Source organism: Blastococcus sp. SYSU D01042, from assembly GCF_054050515.1.
Genome location: NZ_JBJGZM010000008.1, coordinates 155,424 through 171,894 on the forward strand (window position 1 = coordinate 155,424; position 16,471 = coordinate 171,894).

A 16,471-nucleotide genomic window follows, 5' to 3' on the forward strand; every position below is an offset into this window, starting at 1 on the left:
AGCCGGCCCCGACAGCGCGGACCGGGAACCCAGGCGCGGCCCGGGGCCGGCTCCGGGCAGAATGGCCTCCCGTGTCTGGCGCCAACGATCCCTACGACCCCAAGCAGGTCGCGGCCCTCTCCCCGGAGGCCCTCGACGCCGCCGTCGACGCGGCCCGGACGGCGTTCGCCGAGGCGGCCGACCTCGACGGGCTGGCCGCCGTGCGCCCCGCCCACCTGGGCGACCGCGCGCCGGTGCTGCTGGCTCGACGCGAGCTCGGCGCCCTGCCGCCGGCCGCCCGCTCCGACGCCGGCAAGCGGGTCAACGCCGCCCGGGTCGCGGTCACCGACGCCTACGCCGCCCGGCTGGCCGAGCTGGAGGCCGAGCGCGACGCCCGCGTGCTCGCCGAGGAACGGGTCGACGTCACGCTGCCGTGGGACCGCACGCCCCGCGGTGCCCGGCACCCGCTCACCACCGTCATGGAGCGGATCAGCGACACCTTCGTCGGCATGGGCTACGAGGTCGCCGACGGCCCCGAGCTCGAGGCCGAGTGGCTGAACTTCGACGCGCTCAACATCGGCCGCGACCACCCGGCCCGCACGATGATGGACACCTTCTTCGTCGCACCGGAGGACTCGGGCCTGGTGCTGCGCACGCACACCAGCCCGGTGCAGGCCCGGACCATGCTCTCCCGCACGCCGCCCATCTACGTCGTGGCGCCGGGACGGGTGTACCGGACCGACGAGCTCGACGCGACGCACACCCCGGTGTTCCACCAGGTCGAGGGCCTGGCGATCGACCGCGGCCTGACCATGGCCCACCTGCGCGGCACGCTGGACCACCTGGCGCGGTCGCTGTTCGGCGCCGAGGCGATCACCCGCTGGCGGCCGTCGTACTTCCCGTTCACCGAGCCCTCGGCGGAGTTCGACGTGTGGTTCCCCGAGCACCGCGACGGCCCGCGCTGGGTCGAGTGGGGCGGCTGCGGGATGGTCAACCCGCGGGTGCTGGTCGCCTGCGGCATCGACCCCGACGAGTTCTCGGGCTTCGCCTTCGGGATGGGCATCGAGCGCGCCCTCCAGTTCCGCTCCGGCGTCGGCGACATGCGCGACATCGTCGAGGGCGACGTCCGGTTCACCACGGCCTTCGGGGTAGAGCAGTGACCAACCGTCACAGGCAAGGGGAAGCACAGTGAGAGTCCCCATCGGCTGGCTGGCCGAGTACGTCGACGTCCCCGCCGGGACCTCCGTCGAGGACCTCGACACCGCCTTCGTGCGGCTGGGCCTCGAGGTCGAGGAGATCCACCGCCCCGAGCAGGTCACCGGCCCGCTCGTCGTCGGCCGCGTCCAGGAGATCGAGGAGCTGACCGGCTTCAAGAAGCCGATCCGGTTCTGCTCGGTGGACGTCGGGGAGGCGGAGCCGCGCGGCATCGTCTGCGGCGCCCGCAACTTCGCCGTCGGCGACACCGTCGTCGTCGCGCTGCCCGGCGCGGTGCTGCCCGGCGGCTTCGCGATCGCCTCGCGGAAGACCTACGACCGCATCTCCGACGGGATGATCTGCTCGGTCAAGGAGCTCGGCCTCGGGGAGGACCACGCCGGCATCCTCGTGCTGGGCGGCGAGGGCGCCGACGTCCCGCCGCCGGGCACGCCGGCGGGCCCGGTCACCGGGCTGGACGACGTCGTCATCGAGCTGGCGGTCACCCCCGACCGCGGCTACTGCCTCTCCATGCGCGGCATCGCCCGGGAGATGGGCACCGGCCTGGCCGCGCCGTGGCGCGACCCGGGTGCGGCGACGCCGCCGGCCTGGTCCGGCGCGCCCGCCTGGCAGGTCGCCGTCGACGCACCCGAGCGCTGCGACCGGTTCTCCATGCTCGCGATGGAGGGGCTGGACCCCGCCGCGCCGAGCCCGTGGTGGCTGCGCCGCCGGCTGGCCCAGGCCGGGATCCGCAGCATCTCGCTGGCCGTCGACGTCACCAACTACGTGATGGTCGAGCTCGGCCAGCCGATGCACGCCTTCGACCGCGACAAGGTGTCCGGGCCGATCACCGTCCGGCTGGCCCGCGAGGGCGAGCGGCTGACCACCCTGGACGGCACGACGCGCACCCTGGTCGCCGGTGACGACCTGCTCATCACCGACGACACCGGGCCGATCGGCCTGGCCGCCGTCATGGGCGGTGCCACCACCGAGATCGGCGACGGCACCACCGCGGTGCTGCTCGAGGCCGCGCACTGGGAGCCGACCGGCGTCGCGCGCACCGCGCGCCGGCACCGGCTGCCCAGCGAGGCGGCCAAGCGCTTCGAGCGCGGGGTCGACCCGGAGATGACGGTCGTCGCGCTGGCCCGCGCCGCCGACCTGCTGTGCGAGTACGGCGGCGCCACCGTCGTCGGCGGGGTGGTCGACGTCGACACGCGCACCGCCCGGCCGCAGATCCCGCTGGACGCCGCCCGGCCCGCCCGCACCGCCGGGGTCGCGTACTCGCCGATGCAGGTCGTCGAGCTGCTGACCGCGGTCGGGTGCTCCGTCGACGGCGACGGCAGCGACCTGCTGGTCACCCCGCCGTCGTGGCGACCCGACCTGACCGACCCGGCCGACCTCGTCGAGGAGGTCGTCCGGCTGGCCGGCTACGACGACATCCCGTCGGTGCTGCCGACCGCACCGCCCGGCCGCGGGCTGACCGACGTGCAGCGCCGCCGCCGGGCCATCGGGCGGGCCCTCGCCGAGACCGGCTACGTCGAGGCGCCGTCCTACCCGTTCGTCGGGACGCCGGCCCTGGACGCGCTCGGCCTGCCCGACGACGACGAGCGCCGCGCGGTCGTTCTCGTGCGCAACCCGCTGTCCGAGGAGGAGCCGGCGCTGCGGACGACGCTGCTGCCGGGCCTGCTCGCCTCGCTCGCGCGGAACCTCTCCCGGGGGCAGCGCGACCTCGCCCTGTTCGAGCACGGCTCGGTCTTCCCGGGCGGGGAGCGCACCAGCGCCCCGCTGCCCGGCGTGGAGGCGCGCCCCGACGACGAGACGCTCGCCGCGCTGCTCGGCGCCGTGCCGCGGCAACCGTGGCACGTGGCGGTGGCGCTGACCGGGCACCGCGAGCCGCGGGGCTGGTGGGGCGCGGGACGGCCAGCGGTCTGGGCCGACGCGGTCGAGGCCGCACGCCGGGTCGCCGCCGCGTCCGGGGTCGAGCTCACCGTCCGGGCGGGGGAGCGGGCGCCGTGGCACCCGGGCCGGTGCGCGGAGCTGCTCGTGGGCACGCCGGACGTCGGGTTCCGTGTCGTCGGGTATGCAGGCGAGCTGCACCCGCGGGTGTGCGCCGCGCTGGAGCTGCCGGCCCGCACCTCGGTGATGGAGCTCGACGTCGACGCGCTGCCCGCCGCCCCCGTCGCCCTCGGCCCGTCGATCTCCGCCTTCCCGCCGGTGCTGCAGGACCTCGCGCTCGTGGTGCGGGACGACGTCCCGTCCGCCGCGGTGGCCGAGGCGCTGCGCGAGGGCGCGGGGGAGCTGCTCGAGCAGCTCCGGCTCTTCGACGTCTACACCGGCGCCCCCGTGCCGGCCGGGTCCCGGTCGCTGGCGTTCGCGCTGACGCTGCGCGCGCCGGACCGGACGCTGACCGGTGAGGAGGCGGCCGCGGTGCGCGACGCCGCCGTCGCGCTGGCCGCCGAGCGCACGGGGGCGACCCTCCGTGCGTGAGCTGTCGGGCGTCGCCCTGGTCACCGGGGCGTCGTCCGGCATCGGCCGGCACCTGGTCGAGGGCCTGGCCGCGCGCGGCATGGCCGTCGCCGGGCTCGCCCGCACCGGGGACCGGCTGCGGACGGCGATGGACGAGGTCGGCGCCGCCACCGGGGGGCGCACGCTCGCCGTCGCCGCCGACGTCACCGACCGCGCATCGGTCGAGGAGGCGGTCGGCGTCGTGCGCGAGGAGCTCGGTCCGATCGACCTGCTCGTCAACAACGCCGGGCTCGTCGACGAGTTCGAGGTGCCGGTCTGGGAGGCCGATCCCGACCAGTGGTGGGACGTCGTCTCCAGCCACGTGCGGGGCGCGCTGCTGACCGTGCGCACCGTCGTGCCGTGGATGGTGCTGCGCAACCGCGGGCGGATCGTCGACCTGGCCAGCGGCATGGGCACCCGCGCGAACCCCGACTACTCGGCCTACTCGGTCGCCAAGTCGGGGCTCATGCGGCTGACCGAGTCCCTGGCCGCGGCGCTCGAGGGCTCCGATGTCCGCGCATTCGACGTCGCGCCGGGCGTCGTCGACACGCCGATGACCCGCTCCATGCACATGTGGCAGGGCTTCGAGGACTGGACACCGCCGGAGCGGGTGGTCGAGCTGGTCGCCGCGATCGCCGCCGGCGAGCTCGACCAGTGGTCGGGGCGGTTCATCCGCGCCGGCAAGGACGCGCTCGACGTGCTGCGCGCGACGACACCCGAGGGCGACGCCCGCCGGCTGCGGCTGCGCCCCTACGGCGAGGACGACCCGCTGGCCTGACCGCTGGTGGTCAGCCGACCGTGGCCAGGGCGAGGGGGGCGATGTCCACGCTCACCGGGACACCGGCCGCCAGCGCGACCAGCTCGCCGTCCAGCTGCAGCGGCATCGGCGCCAACGGGGTGAAGCCGTAGTGCGTCGCGCTGGGCTGCTGGCCCAGGCCCCGGGTGGCGGCCCGGACCGCCGTCGCCAGGATGCGGAGCTTGCCGGTCTGCCGCTGGGTGATCACCTCGAACCGGCCGTCGTCCGGCGCGCCCGTGTCGCTGAGCCGCGCGTGCTTGGCCATCTCGGCGATGTTGGCGAACACGAGGCTGTCGATCCGGCGCCGGTGTCCGTCCTCGAGCCGGATGGGGAAGGGCCGGAAGCGCGCGAAACCGCGGACCACCGACACGATCTCCCGCCACGACCCCTTGCCGCCCTCCTCCAGGTCGACGGCGACGACCGGCGTGAGCCCGACCCCGATGTAGGAGTGCGCGTATCGGACCTCGGCGTCCGCGCCCGTCCCGACGGTCAGCCGGAGCAGGTCGATGCGCCGGACCTCGCCGGCCACGATGGCGTCGGCCAGGTGCCGCTGCCGGGTGACCCGCCGGTGGTCGTTGGCGTTGCCGGCCGCGCGGACGGCGCAGACGGCCTTCTCGTTGCCGGCGTCCACCACCCCGTTGACCACCTCGTTGTAGCCGCCGTCGCCGCTGACCGAGACGACGAGGGGGCGCCCGGACGCGGCCGCCTCCCGCGCGAGGTCGCGGGCGTGCCCGGCGTGCTGGGTGGGTGCGAGCTCGAGGGGCACCCCGGGGAGCCGGCGGGCGAGCTCGTCGCGCAGGTCCTGCGCCGACGAGGGGGCGTCGCCGGTGCTCTGCGGGTTGAAGACGATGACGATCCGGTCGAACGCGGTCACGGCCGGAGCACTGCCCAGCGGGACCTACGCCCAGTCACTGCGGGCTCCGGTGCGAACTGTCGGAAGGCCCCGGCATCCTGCCGGTCGTGCGTGGAGCAGCGGGGAGTGCGCGGGCAGGCCCGCGGACGGGGCGGGTCGTCGCCGTCCTGTGCCTGATCCAGTTCGTCGACGTCCTCGGGGTCACCGTGGTCGTCACCGCGCTGCCGCCGATGCTCTCGGACGTCGGAGGGACCGGAGCGGACGGCACCCTGGTCGCCACCGGCTACGCCATGTTCTTCGGCGGGCTGCTCATGTTCGGTGCCCGCCTCGGCGACCGGCTCGGCCACCGCCGCACCATCCTGGGCGCGCTGGCACTGTTCGCCGTGGGGTCGCTGCTCGCGGCGGTGGCCGGATCGGTGGCCGTGCTCACCGCCGCGCGGTGCGTGCAGGGTGCCGCGGCGGCCGCGGCCGTCCCCTCGGCGCTGCGCCTCCTGACGTCGCTGACCGACGACGACCGTGCCCGGGCGCGCGCCGTGGCCGCGTGGAGCGCCGCCGGCGCCGCGGCGGGCGCCGCCGGGTTCGTCGTGGGCGGCGCCGTGTCCGCGCTGACCACGTGGCGGGTGATCTTCTGGGGGCTGCTGGCCGGCGCCGCGGTCCTGGCCGTGGTGCTCGCGGTCGTGGTGCCGCCCGAGCCCCGGTCGTCGACGCGCACGCCGCTCAACGGCCTGGGGTCGGCGCTGCTCACCGCGGCGGTGATGCTCCTCGTGGTCGGGACGACGCTGCTCGGCGAGGAGGAACCCCGCGTGCAGGGCGCGCTCCTCGTCGCGGGCGGCGTCGTGGCCGCTGCCGGCTTCGTGGGGGCGGACCGGAGGTCGGCCGCGCCGCTGTTGCCCGGCCCGCTCGTGCGGGGACCGCAGGTGCTCCGCGGCACCACAGGGTCCTTCGTGAACACCGCCACGACCAGCGGCGTGGCCACCCTGATCACCCTGTACCTGCAGTCGACGCTGGGGCGGACGCCGCTGGAGGCCGCCGCGACGCTGCTCCCGCTGAGCGTCGCCGTCGTCGCCGGGTCCGCGGTCGCCGCCCGGCTGATCGTGCACCGGCCCCGCGAGCGGGTCACCGCGGCCGGGCTCGCGCTCATCGCCGCCGGTACCGCGCTGCCCCTGCTGTCGCCGGCCACCGCCGTCCTGGTGGGGGTCGGGATGGCTGTCGCCGGACTCGGGCTGGGGCTGGCGGCAGTGGCGACGACGTCGCTCGGTACCGACGTGCCGGAGTCGCAGCGCGCGACGTCGTCGGGTGTCATCAACACCAGCGCCCAGCTGGGGACCGCGATCGGGACCGCGCTGGTGCTGCTCACCGCCGCGGCCACCACGGGGCTCCCCGGACCGGGGGAGGAGGCCCCGGTGGTCCCGTGGGCGGCGTCCGCGGCGCTCGCGCTGCTGGCCGCCGTGCTCTTCGCCCGGCTTCCGCTCGGGAAACCCACGTGAGCATTCATGCATGACCGTGTATGGTCATTCATCGTGAACACAGGGCAGACGTGGACGGTCGGGGTCACCGGCGCCACCGGGTACGCCGGGGGAGAGGTGTGCCGCCTGCTGGCCGCGCACCCCCACCTCCGGCTGGCCGGGGTGCACGCCAACTCGAGCGCCGGCCGACGCCTGGGCGAGCTGCAGCCGCACCTGCTGCCCTACGCCGACATGGCCGTCCAGCCCAGCGACCCCGCGAGCCTGGCCGGGTACGACGTGGTCGTCCTGGCGCTGCCGCACGGCGAGTCGGCGGCGATCGCCGCCCAGTTGCCGGCGGACACCGTCGTGATCGACTGCGGCGCCGACCACCGGCTGACCGACCCGGCGGCGTGGTCGCGGTGGTACGGCAGCGACCACGCCGGCTCCTGGCCGTACGGGCTGCCCGAGCTGCCCGGCCAGCGCGAGCAGCTGGCCGGTGCGCGGCGGATCGCCGTCCCCGGGTGCTACCCGACCTCGGTCACCCTCGCGCTGGCCCCGGCCCTGGCGGCGGGCCTCGTGGAACCCGACGTCGTCGTCGTGGCCGCCAGCGGGACCAGCGGTGCGGGCAAGTCGGCCAAGCCGCACCTGCTCGGCAGCGAGGTCATGGGTGCGGTCAGCGCCTACGGCGTCGGCGGAGTGCACCGGCACACCCCCGAGATGGTGCAGAACCTGTCGCAGGCGGCCGGTGCACCGGTCGGCGTGAGCTTCACGCCGACGCTGGTGCCCATGAGCCGCGGCATCCTCGCCACCTGCTCGGCGAAGCTGACCCCCGGCACCGGTGCCGACGCCGCCCGCGCCGCCTACGAGAAGGCCTACGCCGACGAGCCGTTCGTGCAGCTGCTGCCCGAGGGGCAGTGGCCGACCACGGCCCAGGTGCTGGGCGCCAACACCGTCGCGCTGCAGATCGCCGTCGACCCCGACGCCGGACGCCTGGTCGTCGTCGCCGCCGTCGACAACCTCACCAAGGGCACCGGGGGAGCCGCGCTGCAGTGCGCCAACCTCGCCCTGGGCCTCCCCGAGACCGCCGGTCTCCCGCTCGTAGGAGTCGCACCGTGAGCGTCACCGCCCCGAAGGGCTTCAGCGCCGCGGGCGTCGCGGCCGGGCTGAAGTCCAGCGGCGACCCCGACGTCGCGCTGGTGCTCAACACCGGCCCCGACGACGTCGCCGCCGCCGTCTTCACCACCAACCGCTTCCCGGCCGCTCCGGTCGTCTGGAGCCGCCAGGTGCTCGCCGGTCAGCGCTGCCGGGCCGTCGTCCTCAACTCCGGGGGCGCCAACGCCTGCACGGGCCCCGAGGGCTTCGCCGACACGCACACCACCGCCGAGCACGTCGCCGAGGAACTGGGCCTGGGCGCGATCGACGTCGCCGTCGCGAGCACCGGGCTGATCGGCGTGCGGCTGCCCATGGAGAAGCTGACCGCCGGGGTCACCGCGGCGGCGCAGGCGCTCTCCGAGGACGGCGGCGCCGACGCGGCGCGGGCCATCATGACCACCGACAGCGTGCCCAAGACGACCGTCCAGCAGGGTGCGGGCTGGAGCATCGGCGGCATGGCCAAGGGCGCGGGGATGCTCGCGCCCAGCCTGGCCACGATGCTCGTCGTGCTCACCACCGACGCGGTGGTGCCGGCCGAGGTCCTGCAGCCGGCCCTCGAGCAGGCCACGAGGCTCAGCGTGGAGCGGGTCGACTCCGACGGCTGCCTGTCGACCAACGACACGGTCGTCGTGCTGGCCAACGGCGCGAGCGGGGTCAGCCCGAGCGCCGAGGAGTTCACCGCGGCGCTGGTCGCGGCGGCCACCGACCTGGCGATGCAGCTGCTCGCCGACGCCGAGGGCTCGACCAAGGACATCGCGATCACGGTCCGCGGCGCCGCCACCGTCGAGGACGCCCTGACCGCGGGCCGCGCCTGCGCGCGCAACAACCTGCTCAAGACGGCGCTGTTCGGCAACGACCCGAACTGGGGCCGGGTGCTCGCCGCCATCGGCACCACCGACGCCGCGTTCGAGGCCGACCAGGTCGACGTGACCATCAACGGCGTCACGGTCTGCCGGGGCGGCGCCATCGGCGACCCGCGCGAGGGCGTCGACCTCACCGGCCGGGAGATCACCATCGACGTCGACCTCCGGGCGGGCACCGAGGAGGCGACGATCTGGACCAACGACCTGTCGATCGCCTACGTGCACGAGAACTCGGCGTACTCGACGTGAGCGCCGACGACGCCCAGGACCCCACCCCGCCGGACGTGGCGGTCGACCAGGCGGTCCCGCCGCGGCGCATCGGCACCCACCGGGTGATGCGCACCCACGACCCCGAGGGCGACGCGCGCCGCATCGCCGTCCTCACCGGGGCGCTGCCGTGGCTCAAGGAGTTCCACGGCAACGTCGTGGTGATCAAGTACGGCGGCCACGCGATGGTCGACGACGAGTGCCGCCGCGCCTTCGCCGACGACATGGTGTTCCTGCGGACCTGCGGCATCCTGCCGGTCGTCGTGCACGGCGGCGGCCCGCAGATCACCGAGATGCTGGGCCGGCTGGGCATCGAGAGCGAGTTCCGGGGCGGCCTGCGGGTCACCACGGAGCAGACGATCGGGGTCGTCCGGATGGTGCTCACCGGGCAGGTCACGCCCGAGGTCGTCGGGCTGATCAACCAGCACGGGCCCCTGGCCGTCGGCCTGTCGGGCGAGGACGGCGGGCTGTTCACCGCCGAGCGCACCCAGGCGGTCGTGGACGGCGAGCCGGTCGACATCGGCCTGGTCGGTGACGTCGTCGAGGTCGACCCCGCCCCGGTCCGCGCGCTGCTCGAGGCCGGGCACATCCCGGTCATCGCGACCGTCGCCCCCGACCGGGACGGCGTCGTGCACAACGTCAACGCCGACACCGCCGCCGCGGCCGTCGCCGTCGCGCTCGACGCCGTCAAGCTCGTCGTGCTCACCGACGTCGAGGGCCTCTACTCCGACTGGCCCGACCGCGACTCGCTCGTGCAGCAGATCGACGTCGCCGAGCTGGCCGAGATCCTGCCCGACCTGGACGCCGGTATGGCGCCGAAGATGGCCGCCTGCCTGCGGGCGGTCCAGGGCGGGGTGAAGCGGGCGACCGTCGTCGACGGCCGCACACCGCACGCCCTGCTGCTGGAGATGTTCACCACCGAGGGCACCGGGACGATGGTGGTCCCGGCCCTGCCCGCACCGACCGATGCACCGACGACCCAGGAGGAGGGCACAGCACCATGACGCGCACGGAGGAGCTGGCCCGCCGCTGGTCAGCGGTGATGATGGGCAACTACGGGACGCCGCCGGTCGCGCTGGACTCCGGCTCCGGCGCTGTCGTCCGCGACGTCGACGGCCGCGAGTACACCGACCTGCTCGGCGGGATCGCCACGACGATCCTCGGTCACGCCCACCCCCGGGTGGTCGAGGCGATCGGCACCCAGGCCGCCAAGCTCGGGCACGTCTCCAACCTCGCCATGCACGAGCCCGGCGTGGCCCTGGCCGAGCGGCTGCTGGAGCTCACCGGCCGGCCCGGCCGGGTGTTCTTCTGCAACTCCGGCGCGGAGGCCAACGAGGCCGCCTTCAAGCTCAGCCGGTTGACCGGCCGCCCGCAGGTCGTGGCGGCGGCGGGCGCGTTCCACGGGCGGACGATGGGCGCCCTCGCGCTCACCGGCCAGCCGTCCAAGGCCGCCGCGTTCCTGCCGCTGCCCGGCGGTGTCGCGCACGTGCCCTACGGCGACACCGGCGCGCTGACGGCCGCCGTCGGAGAGCGGACCGCCATGGTGCTGCTCGAGCCGATGCTCGGCGAGGGCGGCGTGCTGCCCGCGCCGCCCGGCTACCTGGCCGCCGGGGCGGCCGCGGCAGCGGACGCCGGAGCGCTGTTCGCCCTGGACGAGGTGCAGACCGGCATGGGCCGCACCGGGCACTGGTTCGCCCACCAGGCCGACGGGCTCCGGCCCGACGTGATCACGCTGGCCAAGGCGCTGGGCGGCGGGCTGCCGATCGGCGCGATGCTCGCCTTCGGCGACGCGGCCGAGCTGATGACCGCCGGGTCGCACGGCTCCACCTTCGGCGGCAACCCGATCGCCGCGGCGGCCGCGCTCGCGGTGCTCGACACGATCCGCGACGAGGGCCTGCTGGAGCGCGCCAAGGAGATCGAGCACCGGTTCACGGCCGGCATCGAGGGCCTGGGCCACGCCGGCATCGGCGGCGTCCGGGGGAGGGGTGCGCTGCTCGGCGTCGTCCTCACCGCCGACGTCGCCGCACGGCTCGAGGCGCAGCTGCGCGCCGCCGGCTTCCTCACCAACGCCGTCGCGCCGGGCGTGCTGCGGCTCGCCCCACCGCTGGTGCTCACCGACGCGCAGGTCGACGCCTTCGTCGCCGCGCTGCCCGCTGCCCTGGACGCCGCCCTGGAGACCGGTTCGTGACCCGCCACTTCCTCCGGGACGACGACCTGACCCCGGCCGAGCAGGCCGAGGTCCTGGCGCTGGCCGCCTCGCTCAAGGCGACGCGGCACACCGCGGAGGCACCGGTGCCGCTGCGCGCGGCCAACGGCGTGCCGCGGGGCGTGGCCGTCCTGTTCGACAAGCCCTCGACCCGCACCCGCGTCTCGTTCTCCGTCGGCGTGGCCGAGCTCGGCGGCTACCCGCTGGTCATCGACGCGGCCACCAGCCAGCTCGGCCGCGGCGAGCCGATCGCCGACACCGCCCGCGTGCTGGACCGGCAGGTCGCCGCGATCGTCTGGCGCACCTTCGGCCAGGAGCGGATCGAGGAGATGGCCGCGGCCAGCCGGGTGCCGGTGGTCAACGCGCTCACCGACGAGTTCCACCCCTGCCAGATCCTGGCCGACCTGCAGACGGTCGTGGAGCGCAAGGGCTCCCTCGCCGGCCGCTCGCTGAGCTACCTCGGCGACGGCGCCAACAACATGGCGCACTCCTACCTGCTGGGCGGCGCGACCGCCGGGATGCACGTGCGCATCGGCTCACCCGAGGACTTCCAGCCGGACCCGGAGATCCTCAAGCGCGCGGCGGAGATCGCTGCCGGGACCGGCGGCTCGGTGGCCTGGACCGCCGACGCCGCGGCCGCGGCCGACGGTGCCGACGTCCTGGTCACCGACACCTGGGTGTCGATGGGGCAGGAGGGGGAGCACGACGCCCGCACCGCGCCGTTCCTGCCCTACGCGGTGGACGACGCCGCGCTCGCCCGGGCCGCCGACGACGCCGTCGTCCTGCACTGCCTGCCCGCCTACCGCGGCAAGGAGATCGCGGCCGGGGTCATCGACGGCCCGCAGAGCGCGGTGTGGGACGAGGCGGAGAACCGCCTGCACGCCCAGAAGGCCGTGCTCGTCTGGCTGCTGGAGCGCTCGTGACGACGCGGCGGCGACGATGACGTCGGCCCCCGGCCGCAGCGCGCGCCAGGCCCGCATCCGGCAGCTCATCGAGGCCGAGGCGGTGACCTCGCAGACCCACCTGGCCGCGCTGCTGGCCGGCTCCGGCATCGAGGTCACCCAGGCGACGCTCTCCCGGGACCTCGAGGAGCTGGGGGCGGTCAAGATGCGGGGCTCCGACGGCGCCCCGGCGTCCTACGTGCTGCCGCCCGAGAACGCGCCGCTGCGGCCGGCGCAGACCGCTCCCGCCCGGCTGACCCGGCTCCTGGCCGATCTGCTGACCGGCGCCGAGGGCAGCGCCAACCTGGCCGTGCTGCGGACGCCGCCCGGGGCTGCCCAGTTCCTCGCCTCGGCGCTGGACAAGGTCGGCCTCCCCGACGTCCTGGGCACCATCGCCGGGGACGACACTCTGCTGGTCGTGTCCCGCGCGCCCGACGGCGGGCCGGCGCTGGCCGACCGGTTGCGCGCGCTCGCCGAGCGCACGCCGGCCGTGTACCCCGAACTGCAGGACGACCTGGAAGAGGACGCCGGCACGTGAGCACCACGTCACCTGGATCGCAGACCCGGCTCTGGGGGGGCCGCTTCGGCGGTGGCCCGTCGCCGGCGATGGCGGCGCTGTCCAAGTCGACCCACTTCGACTGGGCGCTGGCGCCCTTCGACCTGGCCGGCTCGCGTGCCCACGCCCGGGTCCTGCACCGCGCCGGCCTGCTCGCCGACGCGGAGCTCGAGCAGATGCTCGGTGCCCTGCGCGAGCTCTCCGACGAGGTCGCGGCCGGCACCTTCACGGCGATCGAGTCCGACGAGGACGTGCACGAGGCGCTCGAGCGCGGGCTCACGGAGAAGCTGGGCGCCCTGGGCGGCAAGCTGCGCGCCGGCCGCAGCCGCAACGACCAGATCGCCACCGACCTGCGGCTCTACCTGCGCCACCACGTCCGCGCGCTGGCCGGCGAGCTGTCCTCCCTGGAGTACGCCATCGTCGGGCTGGCCGAGCGGTACGCCGACGTCGCCGCCCCGGGCATGACCCACCTGCAGCACGCCCAGCCGGTGCTCATCGCCCACCAGCTCCTGGCGCACGCGCACTCCTTCGCCCGCGACGTCGACCGGCTGCGCGACTGGGACCGGCGCACCGCGGTGAGCCCGTACGGCTCCGGCGCGCTGGCCGGGTCGTCGCTGCCGCTGGACCCCGACGCGGTCGCCGCCGAGCTCGGCTTCGACCGGGCCACCGACAACTCGATCGACGGTGTGAGCGACCGCGACTTCGCCGCCGAGTTCTGCTTCGTCGCCGCGATGATCGGCGTGCACCTCTCCCGGCTGGGGGAGGAGGTCGTGCTGTGGACGTCGACCGAGTTCGGCTGGGCCCGGCTCGACGACGCCTGGGCCACCGGGTCCTCGATCATGCCGCAGAAGAAGAACCCCGACATCGCCGAGCTGGCGCGCGGCAAGTCCGGCCGGTTCGTCGGCAACCTCACCGGGTTGCTCACCATGCTCAAGGGGCTGCCGCTGGCCTACGACCGCGACCTGCAGGAGGACAAGGAGCCGGTCTTCGACTCGCTGTCCCAGCTGCTGCTCCTGCTGCCCGCGGTCACCGGCATGGTGGCCACCTTGACGCTGCGGCCCGAGGTGCTCGAGGCCGCCGCGCCGCAGGGGTTCGCGCTGGCCACCGACGTCGCCGAGTGGCTGGTGCGGCAGGGCGTGCCGTTCCGGTCGGCGCACGAGATCAGCGGCGAGATGGTCGCGTTCTGCGAGCAGGCCGGCCTCGAGCTCGACGAGCTCGACGACGACCAGCTCGCCGGCATCGACGAGCGGCTCACCCCGGACGTGCGGACCGTGCTGTCCGTGCCCGGCGCCCTGGCCGCCCGGAAGGCCCGTGGCGGAACCGCCCCCGAGCGCGTCGCCGAGCAGCTGACCTCGCTGGCCGAGCTGGCCCGGCAGCACGCCGAATGGGCCGGCAGCTCGCCGGTGGCGGCCGCGCTCTGAGCCCGGCCCCCGGTCCCGGCCGGCCCTCGGCGGGCCCCCTCGTCCGCGAGGCGGACCTGCTCGGGCCGGTCGACGTCGTGGCGCCGTCGCTGCTCGGCTGCTGGGTGGTGACCGACCGCCCCGAGGGGCAGGTGGCGCTGCGGCTGACCGAGGTGGAGGCCTACTCCGGCGAGGGGGAGGACCCGGCGTCGCACGCGCACCGCGGACCGACCCCACGCGCGGCCATCATGTTCGGCCCGCCCGGGCGGCTCTACGTGTACTTCAGCTACGGCGTGCACTGGTGCGCCAACGTCGTCGTCGGGCCGGAGGGGCGGGGTTCGGCCGTGCTGCTGCGGGCCGGCGAGGTGGTGGTGGGGGAGCCGATCGCCCGGACCCGGCGCCCGGCCGCCCGGGTCGCGCGCGACCTCGCCCGCGGCCCGGCGCGGCTCACGCAGGCGCTGGGCATCGGCCCGGACGACCGGGGCGCCGATCTGCTCGACCCCTCGTCGGCGGTCCGGTTGCACCGGGGACCGCAGCCGGAGGCGGTCTCGGCCGGCCCACGGGTGGGGATCAGCCAGGCGGCGGAGCTGCCGTGGCGCTTCTGGGAGGCGGATGCGCCGTCGGTGAGCGCGTTCCGGGCGGGTGGGAAACCGCGTCGTCGCGCCGGCGGGCAGGATGGACCCCCGTGACCGCTGATTCCGACGTCGGAGTGATCGACGAGCTGCACCGCCGCGGGCTGATCGCCCAGAGCACCGACGAGGCCGCGCTGCGCGCCCACCTCGCCGACGGGCCGGTCGCGTTCTACTGCGGCGTCGACCCGACCGCGCCGAGCCTGCACGTGGGCCACCTCGTCCAGTACATGGTCATGCGTGCCCTGCAGCGGGCCGGCCACCGGCCCGTCGTCCTCGTCGGGGGTGCGACCGGCCTCATCGGTGACCCGCGGCCCACCGCCGAACGCCAGCTCAACGACCGCGACACCGTGGCCGGGTGGGTGCAGCGCATCCGCGAGCAGGTCGCGCCCTTCCTCGACCTGCCGGCCGAGCGGGACGGGCTGCCCGCACCGGTCTACGTCAACAACCTCGACTGGACCGCGCCGGTCTCGGCCATCGACTTCCTGCGCGACATCGGCAAGCACTTCCGCGTGAGCCAGATGCTGGCCAAGGAGGCGGTCTCCGCCCGGCTCAACTCGGACGCGGGGATCAGCTACACAGAGTTCAGCTACCAGATCCTGCAGGCCAACGACTTCCGCGAACTGCACCAGCGGCACGGGGTCACCCTGCAGACCGGCGGGTCCGACCAGTGGGGCAACCTCACCGCCGGCATCGACCTGGTCCGCCGTACCTCAGGCGCGAAGGTGCACGCCCTCTCGACGCCCCTGGTGACGAAGTCCGACGGCACCAAGTTCGGCAAGACCGAGGGCGGTGCGGTGTGGCTGGACCCGGCGCTCACCTCGCCCTACGCCTTCTTCCAGTTCTGGTTGAACGCCGACGACGCCGACGCCCGGGCATGGTTGCCGCTGTACTCCGAGCGGCCGGCCGACGAGGTGGAGGCGCTCCTCGCGGAGAGCCTCGAGCGGCCGGCGGCGCGGGCGGCACAGCGCGCGCTCGCGGAGGAGCTCACCCTGCTGGTGCACGGCGCGGACCAGCTCCGCCAGGCCGAGGCTGCGGGGCGGGCGCTGTTCGGTCGTGATGACCTGGCGACCCTGGACGCAGGCACGCTCACCGCGGCGCTCAGCGAGGCGGGCAGCGTCACGGTGGACGGCGAACTGCCGTCCGTCGCCGTCCTGCTCCAGCGCTCGGGCCTGGTGGCCAGCCTGTCGGAGGCGCGTCGCACCGTGAAGGAGGGCGGCGCCTACCTCAACAACGAGCGGGTCACCGACGCCGACGCCGTACCGGGCGCGGAGGCCTGGCTGCCGGGTGGCTGGCTGGTGCTCCGACGGGGGAAGCGGTCGATCGCCGGGGTGCAGCGGGGCTCCTGACCGGACCGGCGGGGCGCGTGAACAGCACGTGTGCCGCGTGTGACGAGCCGGTGTCGGGCGTCACCACCACGCGGTTTGACACCGCCCGCGGAGGGACGTAACTTTCTCTCTGCGCCGCGCGGACCGGGAGGTCCGCCGGACCGGGACCCGCCGCTGGCGGGGGCAACGGAAACCGGCGTAGTGTTGGACATCCAGCCAGTCACGGGGCCTGCGAGGGTCGAGTGTCTGCGCGTCCGCTCTTTGAGAACTCAACAGCGTGCCGAAAGTCAGTGCCAAGTAATACCCCGTGCCGGGTTCTTCGGATCTCGGCTGGGATTCCTTTGGTTGATTGATATCGAG

Annotated in this window: 13 protein-coding genes and 1 pseudogene; 13 read left to right on the top strand and 1 reads right to left on the bottom strand. The window is 75.2% G+C overall.

The window, feature by feature from the left end; translation table 11 throughout:
- Positions 1–71: 71 nt before the first annotated feature.
- The 3 genes from pheS to ACI79H_RS15675 are packed head-to-tail and all read left to right on the top strand — an operon-like array spanning position 72 to position 4,453.
- On the top strand, positions 72–1,139 hold the full coding sequence (gene pheS / locus ACI79H_RS15665; protein WP_456555333.1) for a phenylalanine--tRNA ligase subunit alpha: 1,068 nt from the start codon (positions 72–74) through the stop codon (positions 1,137–1,139).
- Between the two features lie 28 nt (positions 1,140–1,167).
- Entirely contained in the window at positions 1,168–3,657 is a 2,490-nt protein-coding gene (gene pheT, locus ACI79H_RS15670) for a phenylalanine--tRNA ligase subunit beta (protein ID WP_456555334.1), read from the top strand.
- A complete protein-coding gene (locus ACI79H_RS15675; RefSeq protein WP_456555335.1) occupies positions 3,650–4,453 on the top strand; it encodes an SDR family NAD(P)-dependent oxidoreductase in 804 nt (267 codons plus the stop codon). The genes pheT and ACI79H_RS15675 overlap by 8 nt, the downstream gene beginning before the upstream one ends.
- A gap of 10 nt (positions 4,454–4,463) precedes the next feature.
- On the opposite strand, the gene ACI79H_RS15680 is transcribed toward ACI79H_RS15675, so the two are convergent.
- Positions 4,464–5,345, bottom strand: coding sequence for a diacylglycerol/lipid kinase family protein (locus ACI79H_RS15680; RefSeq protein WP_456555336.1), 882 nt, complete (start codon positions 5,343–5,345; stop codon positions 4,464–4,466).
- An 86-nt stretch (positions 5,346–5,431) separates the two neighbouring features.
- On the opposite strand from ACI79H_RS15680, the gene ACI79H_RS15685 reads away from it, so the two are divergent.
- The 10 genes and pseudogenes from ACI79H_RS15685 to tyrS all read left to right on the top strand — a co-directional run bounded on the left by ACI79H_RS15685 (position 5,432) and on the right by tyrS (position 16,132).
- Complete coding sequence (locus ACI79H_RS15685) at positions 5,432–6,811, top strand: MFS transporter (RefSeq protein ID WP_456555337.1); 1,380 nt, start codon at positions 5,432–5,434, stop codon at positions 6,809–6,811.
- A 33-nt stretch (positions 6,812–6,844) separates the two neighbouring features.
- The gene (gene argC / locus ACI79H_RS15690; RefSeq protein WP_456555338.1) at positions 6,845–7,885 is read left to right on the top strand and encodes an N-acetyl-gamma-glutamyl-phosphate reductase; all 1,041 of its coding nucleotides are present in this window, start codon (positions 6,845–6,847) and stop codon (positions 7,883–7,885) included.
- Positions 7,882–9,033 (top strand): bifunctional glutamate N-acetyltransferase/amino-acid acetyltransferase ArgJ, encoded by a 1,152-nt coding sequence (argJ, locus tag ACI79H_RS15695; protein WP_456555339.1) that lies wholly within the window; start codon positions 7,882–7,884, stop codon positions 9,031–9,033. The genes argC and argJ overlap by 4 nt, the downstream gene beginning before the upstream one ends.
- Entirely contained in the window at positions 9,030–10,055 is a 1,026-nt protein-coding gene (gene argB, locus ACI79H_RS15700) for an acetylglutamate kinase (protein WP_456555340.1), read from the top strand. Before argJ ends, argB begins: the two co-directional genes overlap by 4 nt.
- On the top strand, positions 10,052–11,239 hold the full coding sequence (locus tag ACI79H_RS15705; RefSeq protein WP_456555341.1) for an acetylornithine transaminase: 1,188 nt from the start codon (positions 10,052–10,054) through the stop codon (positions 11,237–11,239). The genes argB and ACI79H_RS15705 overlap by 4 nt, the downstream gene beginning before the upstream one ends.
- The gene (argF, locus tag ACI79H_RS15710; protein WP_456555342.1) at positions 11,236–12,180 is read left to right on the top strand and encodes an ornithine carbamoyltransferase; all 945 of its coding nucleotides are present in this window, start codon (positions 11,236–11,238) and stop codon (positions 12,178–12,180) included. Before ACI79H_RS15705 ends, argF begins: the two co-directional genes overlap by 4 nt.
- Positions 12,181–12,193: 13 nt before the next feature.
- A pseudogene (locus ACI79H_RS15715) lies at positions 12,194–12,736 on the top strand (arginine repressor); the annotation flags it as partial.
- A complete protein-coding gene (gene argH / locus ACI79H_RS15720) occupies positions 12,733–14,175 on the top strand; it encodes an argininosuccinate lyase (protein ID WP_456555343.1) in 1,443 nt (480 codons plus the stop codon). The pseudogene ACI79H_RS15715 and the gene argH, both read left to right, overlap by 4 nt.
- Positions 14,139–14,843, top strand: a complete 705-nt coding sequence (locus ACI79H_RS15725; protein ID WP_456555344.1) for a DNA-3-methyladenine glycosylase — start codon at positions 14,139–14,141, stop codon at positions 14,841–14,843. Before argH ends, ACI79H_RS15725 begins: the two co-directional genes overlap by 37 nt.
- Complete coding sequence (gene tyrS / locus ACI79H_RS15730) at positions 14,840–16,132, top strand: tyrosine--tRNA ligase (protein ID WP_456555345.1); 1,293 nt, start codon at positions 14,840–14,842, stop codon at positions 16,130–16,132. Before ACI79H_RS15725 ends, tyrS begins: the two co-directional genes overlap by 4 nt.
- The last annotated feature ends 339 nt before the right edge of the window (positions 16,133–16,471 follow it).